This is a genomic window from Nocardioides sp. NPDC127503, assembly GCF_040302165.1.
GTDB lineage: Bacteria > Actinomycetota > Actinomycetes > Propionibacteriales > Nocardioidaceae > Nocardioides.
Genome location: NZ_JBEORH010000005.1, coordinates 1 through 16,492 on the forward strand (window position 1 = coordinate 1; position 16,492 = coordinate 16,492).

The 16,492-nt window shown below is 69.6% G+C and carries 13 protein-coding genes; 4 read left to right on the forward strand and 9 right to left on the reverse strand.

Annotated features, from left to right (window positions below; genetic code table 11):
* Positions 1-173: 173 nt before the first annotated feature.
* On the forward strand, positions 174-323 hold the full coding sequence (locus ABTW65_RS12545) for a hypothetical protein (RefSeq protein WP_350660449.1): 150 nt from the start codon (positions 174-176) through the stop codon (positions 321-323).
* Positions 324-333: 10 nt separating this feature from the next.
* On the opposite strand, the gene ABTW65_RS12550 is transcribed toward ABTW65_RS12545, so the two are convergent.
* The 4 genes from ABTW65_RS12550 to ABTW65_RS12565 form a co-directional block, all read right to left on the reverse strand.
* The gene (locus ABTW65_RS12550) at positions 334-855 is read right to left on the reverse strand and encodes a putative immunity protein (protein ID WP_350660451.1); all 522 of its coding nucleotides are present in this window, start codon (positions 853-855) and stop codon (positions 334-336) included.
* A 13-nt stretch (positions 856-868) separates the two neighbouring features.
* Positions 869-1,843 (reverse strand): ribose-phosphate diphosphokinase, encoded by a 975-nt coding sequence (locus ABTW65_RS12555; RefSeq protein WP_350660453.1) that lies wholly within the window; start codon positions 1,841-1,843, stop codon positions 869-871.
* A 74-nt stretch (positions 1,844-1,917) separates the two neighbouring features.
* Positions 1,918-3,372, reverse strand: coding sequence for a bifunctional UDP-N-acetylglucosamine diphosphorylase/glucosamine-1-phosphate N-acetyltransferase GlmU (glmU, locus tag ABTW65_RS12560; RefSeq protein ID WP_350660455.1), 1,455 nt, complete (start codon positions 3,370-3,372; stop codon positions 1,918-1,920).
* Between the two features lie 43 nt (positions 3,373-3,415).
* The gene (locus tag ABTW65_RS12565; protein ID WP_350660457.1) at positions 3,416-4,174 is read right to left on the reverse strand and encodes an SDR family oxidoreductase; all 759 of its coding nucleotides are present in this window, start codon (positions 4,172-4,174) and stop codon (positions 3,416-3,418) included.
* A gap of 102 nt (positions 4,175-4,276) precedes the next feature.
* On the opposite strand from ABTW65_RS12565, the gene ABTW65_RS12570 reads away from it, so the two are divergent.
* Entirely contained in the window at positions 4,277-5,119 is an 843-nt protein-coding gene (locus ABTW65_RS12570) for a helix-turn-helix transcriptional regulator (RefSeq protein ID WP_350660459.1), read from the forward strand.
* Here ABTW65_RS12570 and ABTW65_RS12575 read toward each other — a convergent pair.
* Positions 5,116-7,242 carry a SpoIIE family protein phosphatase gene (locus tag ABTW65_RS12575; protein WP_350660461.1) on the reverse strand — a complete coding sequence of 709 codons (2,127 nt, stop codon included), beginning with the start codon at positions 7,240-7,242 and terminating at the stop codon, positions 5,116-5,118. The genes ABTW65_RS12570 and ABTW65_RS12575 overlap by 4 nt on opposite strands.
* Before the next feature lie 176 nt (positions 7,243-7,418).
* On the opposite strand from ABTW65_RS12575, the gene ABTW65_RS12580 reads away from it, so the two are divergent.
* Positions 7,419-12,758 carry a hybrid sensor histidine kinase/response regulator gene (locus ABTW65_RS12580; RefSeq protein ID WP_350660463.1) on the forward strand — a complete coding sequence of 1,780 codons (5,340 nt, stop codon included), beginning with the start codon at positions 7,419-7,421 and terminating at the stop codon, positions 12,756-12,758.
* Positions 12,755-13,390, forward strand: coding sequence for a response regulator (locus ABTW65_RS12585; RefSeq protein WP_350660465.1), 636 nt, complete (start codon positions 12,755-12,757; stop codon positions 13,388-13,390). The genes ABTW65_RS12580 and ABTW65_RS12585 overlap by 4 nt, the downstream gene beginning before the upstream one ends.
* 21 nt (positions 13,391-13,411) lie before the next feature.
* On the opposite strand, the gene ABTW65_RS12590 is transcribed toward ABTW65_RS12585, so the two are convergent.
* The 4 genes from ABTW65_RS12590 to ABTW65_RS12605 form a co-directional block, all read right to left on the reverse strand.
* Positions 13,412-13,648 (reverse strand): DUF6752 domain-containing protein, encoded by a 237-nt coding sequence (locus tag ABTW65_RS12590; RefSeq protein ID WP_350660468.1) that lies wholly within the window; start codon positions 13,646-13,648, stop codon positions 13,412-13,414.
* 1 nt (position 13,649) lies between these two features.
* Entirely contained in the window at positions 13,650-15,248 is a 1,599-nt protein-coding gene (locus ABTW65_RS12595) for a LicD family protein (RefSeq protein ID WP_350660470.1), read from the reverse strand.
* The gene (locus ABTW65_RS12600; RefSeq protein WP_350660472.1) at positions 15,245-15,676 is read right to left on the reverse strand and encodes an FAD synthase family protein; all 432 of its coding nucleotides are present in this window, start codon (positions 15,674-15,676) and stop codon (positions 15,245-15,247) included. The genes ABTW65_RS12595 and ABTW65_RS12600 overlap by 4 nt, the downstream gene beginning before the upstream one ends.
* Before the next feature lie 200 nt (positions 15,677-15,876).
* Positions 15,877-16,476 (reverse strand): hypothetical protein, encoded by a 600-nt coding sequence (locus tag ABTW65_RS12605; RefSeq protein ID WP_350660474.1) that lies wholly within the window; start codon positions 16,474-16,476, stop codon positions 15,877-15,879.
* Between the last annotated feature and the right edge of the window lie 16 nt (positions 16,477-16,492).

Sequence of the window (16,492 nt, forward strand, 5' to 3'; positions counted from 1 at the left end):
ATAGCCAGCCAAATCTTTTCTCGATCTGGTCCGGAGTCCAGGACCGCGAAGCGGCCGGCGAAGCCGGCGGGCCGAAGGCCCGTCCTTGACGCCGGACCAGATCGAGAAGACCCTCCCAAAACGGGTCGGCGGCCCACCCCAGCCCCGAAAATCGCCCAGCTACCGTGAACAACATGGCGATCCCAGACTTCATCGTCGACCTCCGCCGCAAGATTGGAACAGAGCTGCTCTGGCTCCCGCTCCCGGAGACGCAGCCCGAGCTCCGGGCGCGGATCGACGCCGCGCTCTCCGATGAGGTCGCGGCCCGGTTCATCGGGCCCTGACAACCGATCGTCAGCCAGACGCTCTCAATCGGCTGTCGAGGGTGCTCATGAGCTCTGCGACACGGTTCTTGCCGGCCGGCACGACGGGATAGCGCGCGAGTACGTCGATCAGCACCGGGCTCGCCCGCTCGACCGCACGGTCCAGGGAGGCCACGGCAGCCCCGGACTCGGAGATCTCCGCGATCCGAGCGACGCTGGCCGCGGCGCGGAGGATGTGCCCGACCTGGGCGGCATCGGCGAGCGGATGGAGGTAGGCGGCCGAAGCGGCGTCGCCCGCGCTTCGGGCGGCCAGCCGAGCCGCCTCGGAAGGCGCTTCCTTGGCCGCGCGATGGGCGTCCAAGGAGGTGACGCGCTGCAGCTTCGTACGTCTGGCACCACCGACGAACTCCCAGGCCGCATCCAGCGCCAGCCTCGGTCGAAGGTCGTCGGGGCAGGCAGCCTCGAACAGAGGCAGGACCTCGGCAGCGGTCTCCGAGACGTAGCGGGCGACGACACGGAGCTCGTCGATCGTCAGCTCGAAGTCGCCCGCCACGACAGAAGCAGGGTCAGGCGTGACCGTCGAACATCGAGGTCACCGAGCCGTCCTCGAAGACCTCGCGGATCGCGCGGGCGAGCATGGGGGCGATGGAGAGCGTGGTGAGCTTGTCGAACTGCTTCTCCTCCGGCACCGGGAGGGTGTTGGTGATGACGACCTCGGTGGCGGTGGAGTTCTTCAGCCGGTCGACGGCGGGGTCGGAGAGGATCGCGTGGGTGGCGCAGATGATCACACCGGCGGCGCCCTCGGCCATGAGCGCGTCAGCGGCCTTCACGATCGTGCCACCGGTGTCGATCATGTCGTCGGTGAGGATGCAGATGCGGTCCTTGACCTCACCCACGACGCGGTTGGCGACCGTCTCGTTGGGCCGGTTGATGTCGCGGGTCTTGTGGATGAACGCCAGCGGCGCCCCACCAAGGCGGGCCGCCCAGCGCTCGGCGACCTTGATCCGGCCGGCGTCGGGAGAGACGACGGCGAGGGGCTGGTTGCCGTACTTGTCCTTGATGTAGTCGGTCAGCAGCGGCAGCGCCATCAGGTGGTCGACGGGACCGTCGAAGTAGCCTTGGAGCTGGTCGGCGTGGAGGTCGACGGAGATGATCCGGTCAGCACCCGCGGTCTTGAACATGTCAGCGACCAGACGAGCCGAGATCGGCTCGCGACCGCGGTGCTTCTTGTCCTGGCGGGAGTAGCCCCAGAACGGCATCACGACGGTGATCCGCTTGGCCGAGGCACGCTTCAGCGCGTCGACCATGATCAGGTGCTCCATGAGCCACTGGTTGATCGGCGCCGTGTGCGACTGGATGACGAACGCGTCCGAACCGCGCACCGACTCCTCGTAGCGTACGTAGATCTCGGAGTTGGCGAAGTCGTAGGCCGAGGTCGGTGTCAGCTTCGTTCCCAGAAGGTCGGCGACCTCCTCGGCGAGGACCGGGTGAGCCCGGCCGCTGAAGAGCATCATCTGCTTCTCGGTGGTGCGCTTGGTCATGTGCTGGCTCCTACCCCCGGGGTCACTGCACTTGGATTCTCCATCAACTTCGCTGCCTGACCCAACCCCGGGGGTCACTCGCCTGTCGCCGGGGGTTCACCGAGGATGGGTACGCCCGACTCGAGTGCTTCCTCGGCAGCGGCCGCCTGCGCTGTGCCCGCCCTCTTGGTCAACGCCCACCCCTCGATGATCCGCTGCTGACCTGCGGAGACGGCCAGCGCACCAGGCGGGACGTCCTCCCGGATGAGGGCCTCGCCACCGGTCGTCGCACCGTCTCCGACGACCACCGGGGCGACAAAGGTCACACCTGACCCCGACTTCACGTGGCGTCCGATCCGGGTCTTGTGCTTGTTGACCCCGTCGTAGTTGGCGAAGATCGTGCCGGCCCCGATGTTGGAGCCCTCGCCGATCGTCGCGTCTCCGACGTAGGACAGGTGCGGCACCTTGGCGCCGGGCCCGATGGTCGAGTTCTTGACCTCGACGAAGCCGCCGATCTTGCCCTCCTCGCCGAGCACCGTGCCAGGCCGCAGGTAGGAGAACGGTCCGACGTTGGCACCGGGTCCGACGACGGCGAGCTCTGCCTGCGTACGCACCACCCGGGCACCGTGGCCGACCTCGGTGTCCTTCAGCGTGCAGTCGGGGCCGACCACCGCGTCCTCGTCGATCCGGGTGGCACCGATGAGCTGGGTGCCGGGCAGGATGGTGACGTCGGGCGCGAGCTCGACGTCGGCGTCGATCCAGGTCGTGGCCGGGTCCATCACGGTGACGCCGTCCTTCATCCACCGGGTCACGATCCGGTCGTTGAGGATCTTCCCGAGCGCGGCGAGCTGGGCCCGGTCGTTGGCGCCCTCGGCCTCGCTGACGTCGTCGAGGACGAACGCGTCCACCCCCAGCCCGTCCGAGACCGCCAGCGCGATCGCGTCGGTGAGGTAGAACTCCTTCTTGGCGTTGTCGTTGCCGATCCGCGGCAGCACCTCGGCCAGGAACCCGCCGTCGAAGGCGATGATCCCCGAGTTGATCTCGGTGATCGCCCGCTCCTCGTCGGTCGCGTCCTTCTCCTCGACGATCCCGGCGACCCCGGCGTCGCCACGCAGGATCCGGCCGTAGCCGAAGGGCTCCGGGACGATCCCGCTCAGGATCGTCGCGGCCCGGCCGGCGGCCTCGTGGTCGGCCACCAGAGCGCGCAGCGACTCACCGCGCAGCAGGGGCGTGTCGCCGTACGTGACGAGCACCGTCCCGCCGGAGACCGCGCCGGCCTCGACCGCCACCCGCACGGCGTGCGCCGTGCCGAGCTGCTCGGTCTGGACCGCGATCACGGCCTCGGGCAGGATCTCGTTGATGTGGGGCTCGACCAGCTCCCGCTGGTGTCCCACGACGGCGACGACACGGGACGCCCCGGCCTCCGAGACCGCGGCCAGGACATGGCCCACGAGACTCCGGCCCGCGATCTGGTGGAGCATCTTGGGAGTCTTGGACTTCATCCGGGTGCCGCCCCCGGCGGCCAGCACGATCACGGTGAGCTCGCTCATGTTGGCTCAGTCTAGGCCGCCGCGCCCGGCCGCAGATCCGGGGTCAGCGGACCCGTTCCTCGGCCGCGTTGAGGACCCCGATGATCTGGTCGTAGTCACCGCGGACCTCGGCGTAGCGCAGCAGCTTGACCTGCTCCACGAGCACCTCGTGGGCCTCGAGATCGGCCTCGAGGAGCGCCATCACCTCATCGACGTACGCCTCGAGCGGCATCGCGTGCTCAGAGCTCTCGTGGCCAGGCATCAGGGCCGTGCGGACCGCCGGCGGGACGAGCTCGGTGACCTGGATCCCGATCGGCTCCAGCTGCATCCGGATCGACTCGGAGAGCTGGTGGATCGCCGCCTTGGTGGCGTTGTAGGTGGGCGTGAACCGCAGCGGCGTGTGGGCGAGCCCCGAGGAGACGGTGAGGATCGTGGCGCCGGGACGCTCACGCAGCTGCGGCACGAGCGCGTCGATGAGCCGGATCGGACCGAGCACGTTGGTCACCACGGTCTCCTCGGCATCGGCGAGGAAGCCCGGCGTGGTCCAGTCCTCCTGGCGCATGATCCCCGCCATCGCGACGAGCACGTTCAGATCCGGGAAGCGACTGACCACATCGGCGGTCGCCTCCGCGATCGAGGCGGCGTCGGCGGTGTCGATGCGGACGGTGTCGAAGCCGTGCACCTGGGCCAGCTCGGAGAGCAGCGACGTACGCCTGCCGCCGACGATGACGGTGTTGCCGCGCTCCTTCAGGCGCAGAGCGAGAGCGAGGCCGATCCCGGAGGTCGCTCCGGGGATGAAGATGGTGTTTCCGGTGATGTTCATGCCTCCACCTTGCGGCGGCGGATCCGGCTGCGGGAGAGACCTGGTGATCGTGGGATCGGCGGTCCCTGGTTGCGTACGAGCCTGACCCGCATCATGGATGCCATGGACCGCGCCTCCCTCGCCGACTTCCTCCGACGCCGCCGTGAGGCGCTCCGCCCGCAGGACGTCGGCCTGATCTCCGGGCCCCGCCGGCGCACGCCCGGCCTGCGCCGCGAGGAGGTCGCCGCGCTGACCGGGATGTCGACCGACTACTACGTACGCCTCGAGCAGCAGCGCGGTCCGCAGCCCTCCGACCAGATGCTCTCCGCGCTCGCCCGGGCGCTGCGCCTGACCATCGACGAGCGCGACCATCTCTACCGGCTGGCCGGCCACAACGCCCCGCGGCGTACGTTCGAGGACGGCCACGTCGCCCCGGCGCTGCTGCGCGTGCTGGACCGGCTCGAGGACACCCCGGCGATGATCATGTCCGCGCTCGGCGAGACGCTGGTCGCCAACCGGCTCGCGACCACGATCTTCGGGGACCGGGCGGCGCTGACCGGCTGGGACCGCTGCGAGGCCTACCGCTGGTTCACCGATCCCTCGACGCGCAGCGTCTACCCGCCGGACTACCACGACACGCACGGCCGGGGTCTGGTCGCGAGCCTGCGGATGGCGTACGGAGCACTCGGCGAGCGCTCCCGCGCCGGCGAGCTCGTACGCCTCCTGCTCGACAGGTCCGAGGAGTTCCGCGAGCTGTGGGAACGGCACGAGGTCACCCACCGCTACGAGGACCACAAGACGCTGTTGCACCCGCAGGTCGGCCGCATCGACGTCGACTGCCAGGTGCTGTCCGCCCAGGACCAGGGCCAGGCGCTGCTGGTGCTGACGCCGGTGCCGGGCAGCGAGGCGGAGGAGAAGATCCGGCTGCTCGCGGTCCTCGGTCACGAGGAGTTCAGCGCACCCTAGGAGACGGCTCTGCCCAGGTCGAGGACGAGGACGGCCATGTCGTCGGAGGGCGGCACGGCGGAGAAGTCGGCGACAGCCCGCAGCAGCCGGTCGGCGACGACCTGCGCTCCCACGTCGATGCCCGTGGCGAGGACGGCTTCGACCCCGGCCTCCTCGAACATCGTGTCCCCGGCGCGCCGCTCGAGGACACCGTCGGTGACGACGACGAGCCGGTCGCCCCGCTCGACCGTCACCTCCTCCTCGATGTAGTCGACCGAGTCGAGCACTCCGAGGAGCGCCTGCGACCGGCCTACCCGTCGAGCGGAGACGCCAGGCCGGGCACGGGTGACCAGGAACGGCGGCGGATGGCCGGCACAGACGAGCCGCACTCGGAAGCGGGACGCGGAGGTGACCTCGAGCGTGCCGCACACGAGCGTGATGAACCGGCCCCGCAGGCCCTCGTCGCTGATCGCGGAGTTGAGCCGCTCCAGGGTCGGGGCGATCGGGATGCCGGCCCGCATCAGCGCCCGTACCGTGTGCCGCGACATCCCGGCGACCGCAGCCGCCTCCGGCCCGACGCCGCACACGTCGCCGACCATGAAGCCCCAGCGCCCGGCGCCGAGCGCGAAGATGTCGTAGAAGTCGCCGCCGGCCTCGTTGAACTCCCCCGTCGGCTCGTAGCCCACCCCGATGTCGACGCCCGGGATCTCTGGCAGCACCGCCGGCAGCAGGCTGCGCTGCAGGGACCGGCCGATCTCCTGGAGCTCGGTGTGGGCGCGGGCGTTGTCGATGGCCAGGGCCGCCCGGCGGGCCACCGACTCCGCCACCATCAGGCGCTCGCGGCGCAGCGGCTCACCGGCCGGGCGTCCGAGGGTGAGCCACCCGATGACCCGGTTGCGGGCCTCCAACGGGAGGATCGCGACCTCGCCGTCGAGGTCGGGCACGGCGGGCACCTCCGGGCCGTCCGGGGTCGCATCCTCCAAGGCGTCCCGCACCTCGTCGAGCTGGTGCTCGTCGGCGTGCCAGGCGAACTGGAGCCGAGGATGGTCACGTACGTCGTTGAGGTAGATGCCGCACCAGGTCGCCAGCCGGGGCACGACGATCTGGCCGGTCATCGCGGTCGTCGTCTCCAGGTCCAGCGACCCGGCCAGCATCACGCTCGTCTCCCCCAGGAACGACAGCCAGGCGCGCCGCTCACCATCCGCAGCCCGCGTGGAGGCCCGGTCGACGCTCGGTGCGGCCCAGTCCGCGACCCGCTGCAGCTCGGCGCCGTCCTCGGTCGCGAAGCTGCCCGGCTTCTTCTTCGCGACCGCCAAGGTGCCGATCACCCGGCCCTCGAAGGCCACTGGGGCGGTCACCAGCGAGCGCAGCTCGAGCCCGCGGAGCAGCTCGACCGGCGTGGCACGCAGGTCCCCGATCGCCAGCGGCCGGAACGAGGCCTTGAGGCTCGGCGCACCGCCCTCGCCACGGCGCACGCTCCGCCCCTTGATCAGCGCAGCCGACCCGCTCGTCGCGGCCACGACGAACCGGTCCTCCATCTCGTCCTCGAGCAGGAGGTACGCAGCGTCAGCGTCGAAACGCTCCCGGGTCTGCTCCACCACGAGGTCGAGGATGTCGGCGAGCGCGAGCTGGTTGAGGGCGAGCCCGCTCAGTCCCAGCGGATCCCGGCCGGGCGTGGCCACGCTCTCCCGGCGGCGTACGTCCTGGCCCTCCGGGACTACCCCGTTGGGCGCATCCACGTCGAGGGTCGTCTCCACGAGCGCGAACGCTGCCCACACCCGCTTGTGGTCCCGGCGGTACTCCACTCCCCAGGCAGTCGCCAGCGCCGAGGTGATGAGCAGCCCGCGGCCGTGCTCGCCTGCCCCGGGACGAGCGTTGGCACCGACCGGGAGCACCCGGGTCGGGTGCTGGTCGAAGACGTCGATGCGGAGCCGGTCCTCCTCGCGTACGACCGCCACGGTCATGGGCGTGCCGGCGTGGGTCACGGCGTTGGTCACCAGCTCGCTGGTCAGCAGGACGACGTCGTCGAGGAGGTCGTCGAGGCCCCATTCGTCAAGCACCTCGCGCGCGAAACGGCGCGCCTCGGAGACCGACGTCGGTGCCGGCTCGAAGGTTCGAGAGAGTGTCTTGGCTCCGATACTCATGACCACCGCCGATTGTGCACCCCTTTGGCGCTGGTATGGCACTGATCACGGCAAGGTACCGGCAGGTAGGTCAAGGAATTACCAGAATCGGTGGTGAACGATCATTTGTGGGCCACGGCCAGCCGAGGAGTGGGACACTTCAGCAGACGCGCGGATCAGCGCGAGAGGAGGCAGGGATGCCCTCATCGACGGACGCATCGAGGTCGGCCACGCTCCCCGAGCAGGTGACGGTCGATCAGGTCACGCTGCGCCAACTCAAGGACGCGATGACCGCGATGCGCGACGGTATCTTCACCGGCCGGCTCGAGCCTGTCGACGGGCCGCTCGGTGACCTCGCCTCCATTCACAACGAGATCGCCGAACGGCTGAACCACCTGACCGGCGAGATCGCGCGCGTACGCCGCGAGGCCGGCCGCGACGGCCACCACGACGAACGGCTCCGGCCGAGCATCGGCGGCGGTGCTTGGGCCGGCGCCGTCGAGGACGCCAACAAGCTGGTCGCCGACCTGGCACGCCCGACCGCCGACGTCGCCCGGGTCGTCGCCGCCGTCTCTGCGGGCGACCTCACCCAGACGATGGACGTACGCCACGGCAGCCGCGCTCTCAAGGGCGACCCGCTGCTGGTCGCCAAGAGCGTGAACGGCCTGGTCGCCCAGCTCGCCACGATCACCGAGGAGATCGCGCGGGTCACCCGCGAGGTCGGCACCGAGGGCAAGCTCGGTGGTCGCGCCCGCGTGCGGAACGCCTCCGGCACCTGGCGCGACCTCGTCGACGCGGTCAACACGATGTCCTCGCGGCTGACCGCTCAGGTCCGCGACATCGCCGAGGTCACCACCGCCGTCGCCAACGGCGACCTGTCCCGTACGGTCACCATCGAGGTCTCCGGCGAGATGGCGCAGCTCAAGGACACCGTCGACCGGATGGTCGGCCAGCTGTCCTCGTTCGCCGCCGAGGTCACCCGTGTCGCCCGCGAGGTCGGCACCGAGGGCCGTCTCGGCGGCCAGGCCGACGTACGCGGCGTCTCCGGCACCTGGCGCGACCTGACCGACTCGGTCAACACGATGGCCTCCAACCTGACCTCCCAGGTGCGAGGTATCTCCTCGGTCGCCAAGGCCGTCGCCCGCGGCGACCTGTCGCAGCAGATCACGGTCACCGCGCGCGGTGAGGTCGCCGAACTCGCCGAGACGCTCAACTCGATGACCGCCACCCTGCAGACCTTCGCCGACGAGGTCACCCGCGTCGCCCGCGAGGTCGGCACCGAGGGCATCCTCGGAGGCCAGGCCGAGGTTCCCGGCGTCGCCGGCCGGTGGAAGGACCTCACCGACTCGGTGAACTCGATGGCCTCCAACCTGACCAACCAGGTCCGCGACATCGCCCAGGTCACCACCGCGGTGGCCGGCGGCGACCTGTCCCAGAAGATCACCGTCGACGTACGCGGCGAGCTCGCCGAGCTCAAGACCACCGTCAACACCATGGTCGACCAGCTCTCCGCCTTCGCCGACGAGGTCACCCGAGTCGCCCGCGAGGTCGGCACCGAGGGCATGCTGGGCGGGCAGGCCGAGGTCCCGGGCGTCGGCGGCCGCTGGAAGGACCTCACCGACTCCGTCAACTCCATGGCGACCAACCTGACCAACCAGGTCCGCAACATCGCCCAGGTCACCACCGCGGTGGCCGGCGGCGACCTGTCCCAGAAGATCACCGTCGACGTACGCGGCGAGCTCGCCGAGCTCAAGACCACCGTCAACACCATGGTCGACCAGCTCTCCGCCTTCGCCGACGAGGTCACCCGCGTCGCCCGCGAGGTCGGCGGCGAGGGTCAGCTCGGTGGCCAGGCCGCGGTGCCCGGCGTCTCCGGCACCTGGCGCGACCTGACCGACTCGGTGAACTTCATGGCCGGCACGCTGACCGCCCAGGTGCGAAACATCGCCCAGGTCACCACCGCGGTGGCCCGTGGCGACCTGAGCCGGCAGATCACCGTCGACGCCCGCGGTGAGATCCTCGAGCTCAAGTCGACGATCAACACCATGGTCGACCAGCTCTCCTCCTTCGCGGCCGAGGTCACCCGTGTGGCCCGCGAGGTCGGCACCGAGGGCAAGCTCGGCGGCCAGGCCGACGTGCACGACGTCTCGGGCACCTGGAAGGACCTCACCGACTCGGTCAACTCGATGGCCTCCAACCTGACCTCCCAGGTCCGCAACATCGCCCAGGTCACCACCGCCGTCGCCCGAGGCGACCTGACCCAGAAGATCACCGTCGACGCCCGCGGCGAGATCCTCGAGCTCAAGTCGACCATCAACACCATGGTCGACCAGCTCGGCTCGTTCGCCGACGAGGTCACCCGTGTGGCCCGCGAGGTCGGCACCGAGGGCGCGCTCGGTGGCCAGGCTCAGGTCCCGGGTGTCGCCGGCACCTGGCGCGACCTGACCGTCTCGGTGAACTCGATGGCCTCCAACCTGACCAACCAGGTCCGCAGCATCGCCCAGGTCTCCAAGGCGGTCTCGCAGGGCGACCTGTCGCAGAAGATCTCCATCGAGGCCCGCGGTGAGGTCGCCGCCCTGGCCGGCACGCTCAACGCGATGGTCGACACACTGCGTACCTTCGCCGACGAGGTCACCCGTGTCGCCCGCGAGGTCGGCACCGAGGGATCGCTGGGCGGTCAGGCCCACGTACGCGGCGTGGCCGGCACCTGGAAGGACCTCACCGACTCGGTCAACTCGATGGCCTCCAACCTGACCTCCCAGGTCCGCAACATCGCCCAGGTCACCACCGCCGTCGCCCGAGGCGACCTGACCCAGAAGATCACCGTCGACGCCCGCGGCGAGATCCTCGAGCTCAAGTCCACGGTCAACACCATGGTCGACCAGCTCTCCTCCTTCGCCGACGAGGTCACCCGTGTCGCCCGCGAGGTCGGCACCGAGGGCAAGCTCGGTGGCCAGGCCGAGGTTGCCGACGTCTCCGGCACCTGGCGCGGGCTCACGGAGAACGTCAACCAGCTCGCCTCGACGCTGACCACACAGCTCCGCGCGATCGCCGAGGTCTCCGCTGCGGTGACCCAGGGCGACCTGAGCCGGCAGATCACCGTCGGGGCCGCCGGCGAGGTCGCCGACTTGAAGGACAACCTCAACGAGATGATCGACTCGCTGCGGGAGACCACCAGGGCCAACGAGGACCAGGACTGGCTCAAGACCAACCTTGCCCGGTTCACCGGCCACATGCAGGGCGGGCGGGACCTGCTCGAGGTCGCCCGGCTGATCGTCTCGGAGCTCACCCCGCTGGTCGGCGCGCAGCAGGGCTCGATCTTCCTCACCGACCAGACCTCCGAGCACGGCGGCCCCAAGGTCCTGCGCCGGATCGCCTCCTACGGCTACCAGCCCGGTCCCGACGTCCCCGACGTCTTCGCGCTCGGCGAGGGACTGGTCGGGCAGGCGGCGTACGACCGCCAGCCGATCATCGTGCGCGACGTGCCGGCCGAGTTCCTGCGGATCTCCTCGGGCCACGGGTCGGCGGCACCGACCTCGATCGTCGTGCTCCCGGTGGCGTTCGAGGAGAAGGTGATCGGCGTCGTCGAGCTGGCCTCGTTCCGGCCCTTCAGCGCCGTCCACATGCAGTTCCTCGAGCAGCTCGCGGAGTCGATCGGGGTCTCGCTCAACGCGATCATGGCCAGCTCGCGCACCGAGGAGCTGCTGGTCGAGTCGCAGCGTCTCGCCGCCGAGCTCCAGGACAAGCAGGACGAGGGCGAGCGTCAGCAGGTCGAGCTGCAGCAGACCAACGCCGCTCTCGAGGAGAAGGCGCGCCAGCTCGCGGACCAGAACCAGGCGATCGAGATCAAGAACCTCGAGATCGAGGACGCCCGGCGCGGCCTGGAGGAACGCGCCGAGCAGCTCGCCCTCTCGTCCCGCTACAAGTCCGAGTTCCTGGCCAACATGTCGCACGAGCTGCGTACGCCGCTCAACTCGCTGCTCATCCTGGCCCGGTTGCTCTCCGACAACGTCGACGGCAACCTCAACTCCCGCCAGGTGGAGTACTCCCGCACCATCCACGGCGCCGGCACCGATCTCCTCCAGCTGATCAACGACATCCTCGACCTGTCCAAGGTCGAGGCGGGCAAGATGGACGTCCACGTCACCGACGTCGCGGTGACCTCGGTGGTCGAGTACGTCGAGGCGACCTTCCGGCCGCTGACCGCCGAGAAGGACCTCGACTTCATCGTCAGCGTCGACCCCGACGTGCCCCGGGTGCTCCGCTCGGACCAGCACCGGCTGCAGCAGGTGCTGCGCAACCTGCTCTCCAACGCGGTGAAGTTCACCGACGGCGGCGGGGTCCGGCTGATGATCCGCAACGCCTCCGGCGAGCGCTTCTCGACACCCAGCCTGCAGCAGGCCGACGCGGTGCTGGCGTTCTCTGTGGTCGACACCGGCATCGGCATCCCGCCGGAGAAGCTGAAGGTCATCTTTGAGGCGTTCCAGCAGGCCGACGGCACGATCAGCCGCAAGTTCGGCGGCACCGGTCTCGGCCTGTCGATCAGCCGCGAGGTCGCCCACCTCATCGGCGGCGAGATCCAGGTCAAGAGCGACCCCGGACACGGCAGCTCCTTCACGCTGTACGTCCCCAGGATCAGCGCCGGGACGATCGATGCCCAGACTCCGACGCCTGCCCTCAGCGAGCCGGTCTCACCCCTTCAGCAGGATGCGGCCGACCGGGGCGCTGACCAGGTCCTGCTGGTTCTCAGCGGCGGCAGCGACGACTCCGGCCCGGGCACCAGCGCCGTCGTGGAGGCTCTGTTCGGCTCGGTCGACGAGGTCGAGACGGTCTTGGGGGCTTCGCCCGACGAGGCTCAAGCGGTCCTCGCCGACCGCGAGGTCGACTGTGTGGTCCTGGACCTTCCCCTGACGGAGGGCGGCTTCGACGTGCTCCGCTGGATGCGCACCCACAAGCGCACCAAGAACATCCCCGTCGTGCTGAGTAGGGTCGGCGAGGTGACCAAGGCTCAGCGGAGCCGCCTGGACAGGTACGCCCAGGCGATGACCCTCAAGACACCGGCAACCACCGAGGAGGCGATCGACGACGTGAGCGTGCTGCTGGGCCGAACCGGTGGGCAGTCCCCCAGGACGTACGTTCCCGAGCCGGCCGACCCGAACGGCCAGTTCGTCGGTCGCAGGATCCTGATCGTCGACGACGACGTACGCAACGTCTTCGCGCTCACCAGCGCCCTCGAGCAGCACGGCATCGACGTCCTCTATGCCGAGTCCGGGGAGGCCGGGATCGAGGCTCTCCAGCGGGAGCCGGGCGTCGACCTCGTACTGATGGACATCATGATGCCGGGCATGGACGGTCTGACCGCGATGCGCCTGATCCGCGACATCCCGCAGTTCAAGAGCCTGCCGATGATCGCTCTGACCGCGAAGGCGATGACCGGTGACCGCGAGGACAGCCTCGCTGCCGGCGCCTCGGAGTACATCACCAAGCCGGTCGACGTCGCCGACCTGCTCTCGCTGTTCCGGTTGTGGCTGTCATGAGCGATCGCCATCAGCAGGGGACGGCGAAGATCCTGCTCGTCGACGACCGGGCCGCCAATCTGGTCGCGCTCGAGGCGATCCTGGGGTCGCTCAACCAGAGCCTCGTCCGAGCCGGGTCCGGCGAGGACGCCCTACGTGCCCTGCTCCACGACGACTTCGCGCTGATCCTGCTCGACGCGCAGATGCCGGGGATGGACGGCTTCGAGACGGCCACCCGCATCAAGGCGCGGGAGCGCACCAAGGACGTCCCGATCATCTTCCTGACCGCCAACGACTTCGACACTCATCTCGCCTATCGCGGCTACGCGACCGGTGCCGCCGACTTCCTCGCCAAGCCGTTCGACCCGTGGCTGCTGCGGGCGAAGGTGCAGGTCTTCGTCGACCTGTGGCACGCCAGCCGCAAGCTCAGCATCCAGGCCGACCTGCTGCGCCGGTCCCTGGACGAGCGAGCCGCCCAGCCCGGCCGGGTCGACGTCGACGTCGTCACCGACCTCCGCTCCCGGCTCGCGGGGGTGGAGGAGGCGGTGGCCGAACTCGACACGGGCGGCGACCTCGGCCCCGGCGGCGATGCCCGCCGCCGTCTCGGGACGCGGCTCGACGATCTCAGGCAGGCGCTCGACGCGCTGGGCTGATCGGACCCCGAGAGCTATGGATCAGATCTTCGCGCGGTAGGCGGCGAGGACCTGCTCCGCCTTCTCCTTGTCGGCGTCCTGCAGCGGGATGAGCAGCTCGGCGACGATGTCGGTCAGCTCGGCGACGCGCCGGTTGAGCTGGCGCTGCTCCTGCACCTCGGCCTCGAGCGCCTCGATGCGGCGCACCAGCGAGGCACGCGTACGGGCCGCGTCGCGGGCACCGCGAGCGATGTTCTTGATGCCGGATTCGTCGGACATGTCAGTTTCCTTCTGCAGCTTTGAGGGCGGGCCAGGAGGCGCGGAGCCGCGCGACGCCCGGCAGCGGGTTGCCGAGCATGTCCTGGCCTTCGTTGATGCCGAGGTGCTCGACCACACCGCCGGCCGCCTCGATCTCGGCCTGGACGAGGGCGGGGTCGATGCGGCGTACGAGGCCTTCGGGCTGCGGGTCGGGGAGGTTCTCACCGGTGACCGCGAACTCGAGGTAGAGCTTGCCGCCGCCGGGCCGCAGCGCCATCTTCGCCAGGGTCCAGAGCTGGCTCCGCGCCCCGTTGTCGAGGCAGCCGATCAGGTCCCGAGCGTAGAGATGGTGGGGGTCACGGGCCAGCCGCGCACCCAGTGTCAGCGTCGAACGGAGCTCGCCGAGGATGAGCTGCTCGGAGACCAGGGGAAGCTTGTGGCGCTCGGCCCTGCGGCGTACGGCGGCCACCGCGGCGCGGGAGAAGTCCACCGAGTGCACCTGGTGTCCCTTGCGGGCGAAGAAGCGACCGTCACGCCCGATCGCGCCGGAGCCGATGTCGACCACCTTCGCGTCCTCGGGCAGCTGCTTCTGGACCCAGGCGCCGAAGGCCGACTGCTTGCTCTCGAGTTCGCTCCCGTGGGTGTTGTGGAACTCGGTCCAGTGGCCCATGTCGGTGCGGAAGCCGCGCAGCCAGCCGTCCAGACGACGTACGCCGGCCGGCGGGTCGGCGTACTTGAACGACGGGTCCGGGGTGCGCCACTTCGGGCCGTAGATGAAGGCCAGCATCTCCTCGGGCTCAGCGGGAGCCGGGAAGTCGTAGCCATGCAGGTTGATCGTCGAGACCGGCACGATCGCCTCGCGGCGCAGCCGGCCGGAGCGGTTGCCGAGCTGGTAGAAGACCGGCTCGCCGTCACCGTCGGGCACGTAGAACGCCACGAAGATGTCGATGTGCACCTTGCGGCCGTCCGAGACCTGGTGCAGGACCTTGATGTCGCCGCCCGACATCCGCAGGACGCTCCAGCCGCGCTCGCGCATGGTGCGCTCGATGGCGTACGACTCGGTGATGATCTCGGCGGGGACGGTGTGCTTGGAGAGGTAGCAGACGTCGGTGTCGGAGTCGTGGCCGAGCATCCGGCCCTCGCGGATCGCGCCGAGGAGCGCGCCGTAGTTGAGGTAGGCCTCGACGCCGACCACGTCGCGGAGGTCGGCGAGGACACGCTGGGTGCCGTCGAGGATCTCCTCACGGATGCGCGTGTCGGTGGCCTCGAAGGAGCGAGTCAGGTGGCCGACCTTGTCGACGCTGAGCGGGTTGCCGCCGCCGTCGACGATCGAGATGTTGCCCTCACCGGAGCCGAGGATGACCTTGTCCTCGAAGAGCACCTCGCCCTCGTAGTCGGCGATGGTGACCGTCGCGGAGCCGTGCAGGAACCGTGTCAGCACAGTCGGCCACGGCACCAAGGTGCCCCCGTCTGCCGGGTGGCCGTCGCGGTCGGGCGTGAGGGACCAGACGTACTGGCCGTCGACGGAGAGAATCAGGACCGGCGTCGAGGAGTCCCGGACAAGGACCCCGTCGTCGGAGATCTCGAACTGTCCGCCAGTCGTGGGGGCACTGCCGGTCACGAGACCTGGGCATCCTCTCGCGCGATGGCCTTCCGCAGAGCGGTGCTGCTGGTCTGGAGCGTGTAGGGGAAGTAGACGACCTCGACACCGACCGACGCCATCTTCTTCTCGAGCGCGTCGCCCTTCTCGGTGCCCTTCCAGTCATCGCCCTTGAAGAGGTGGGTGAACCCGACCTCGCGCCAGGAGTCGACCTTGTCGGTGGTGCGCTCGGCATAGACCGCGTCCACGATCCCGATCGCCTCGACGATCTCCAGCCTCTCGACGAGCGGGACGGTCGGGATGATCCCCTTCGTCGTCTCGCAGACCTCGTCGGAGACCACACCCGCGATCAACGTGTCGCAGCGCTCGCGCGCCTGGCGAAGCATGTTGAGGTGACCGATGTGGAAGAGATCGAACACGCCAGGAACGTAACCGATGATCGGTCCCATGCCCACGCTTCCTCCAAGTGTTTGTCGATTAGTTTGGGCGACTTTACACCCTGCTCCCCCACGACCTTGATACCAGGCCAGTATCCATGTCTCCCTGCGCATCTCCGGAATCACCAACGCGACACGCGGACGTCCACAGGAAGCCCGGCGACCTTACACGAAGATGAACGGCGCGTGGCCATCAATGACGAGGGCCGGGGTCAGCCGGGCGGCATGACCCCGAGGACGACGAGCAGTCCGGGGAGGCCGAGGAACAGTAGTCCGAGCAGGACCGGGCCACCGAGCACGCCCAGAAGGATGGTGACTTTCGAGACGGCGTACCGCCGCAGGTAGGACACGGCGAGCACCCCGAATCCCGCGGCCGAGACGACCGATCCGAGGAGGTACGCCACCGAGCGCAGCCCGAGGTCAGCCGAGTCGCCGCTCGCTCCTGCGAGGATCGTGGCAGCCTCCGCCGTGCTGCCGACAGCGTCGAGCGCGAGCGTTGCGAAGGCACCCCAGAGAAGCACCGACATGGCCCAGGGCGTCACGAACCTGACCGGACGCGCGGCCACCGACAGCAGAGCGACCGCGGCGCCCAGCACCTTCAGGGCCGTGACGGTCCAGTTCATGACCGAGAGGCCGGTGGCGTACTCGGCGTAGCGCCCCTCTGCGAAACGATCGGTGACCTCGAAGACCACGTTGACCCCGGCGAACGCCAGGCAGCCCAACGCCATCAGCACCGCGACAGCGATGACGGCAGGGCTTGCGGCCAGCGCCGCGGGCGCCACCGGTCCCCTCTGGCTCGCGAGAGTCGTCATGGTCCCGACGCTACGA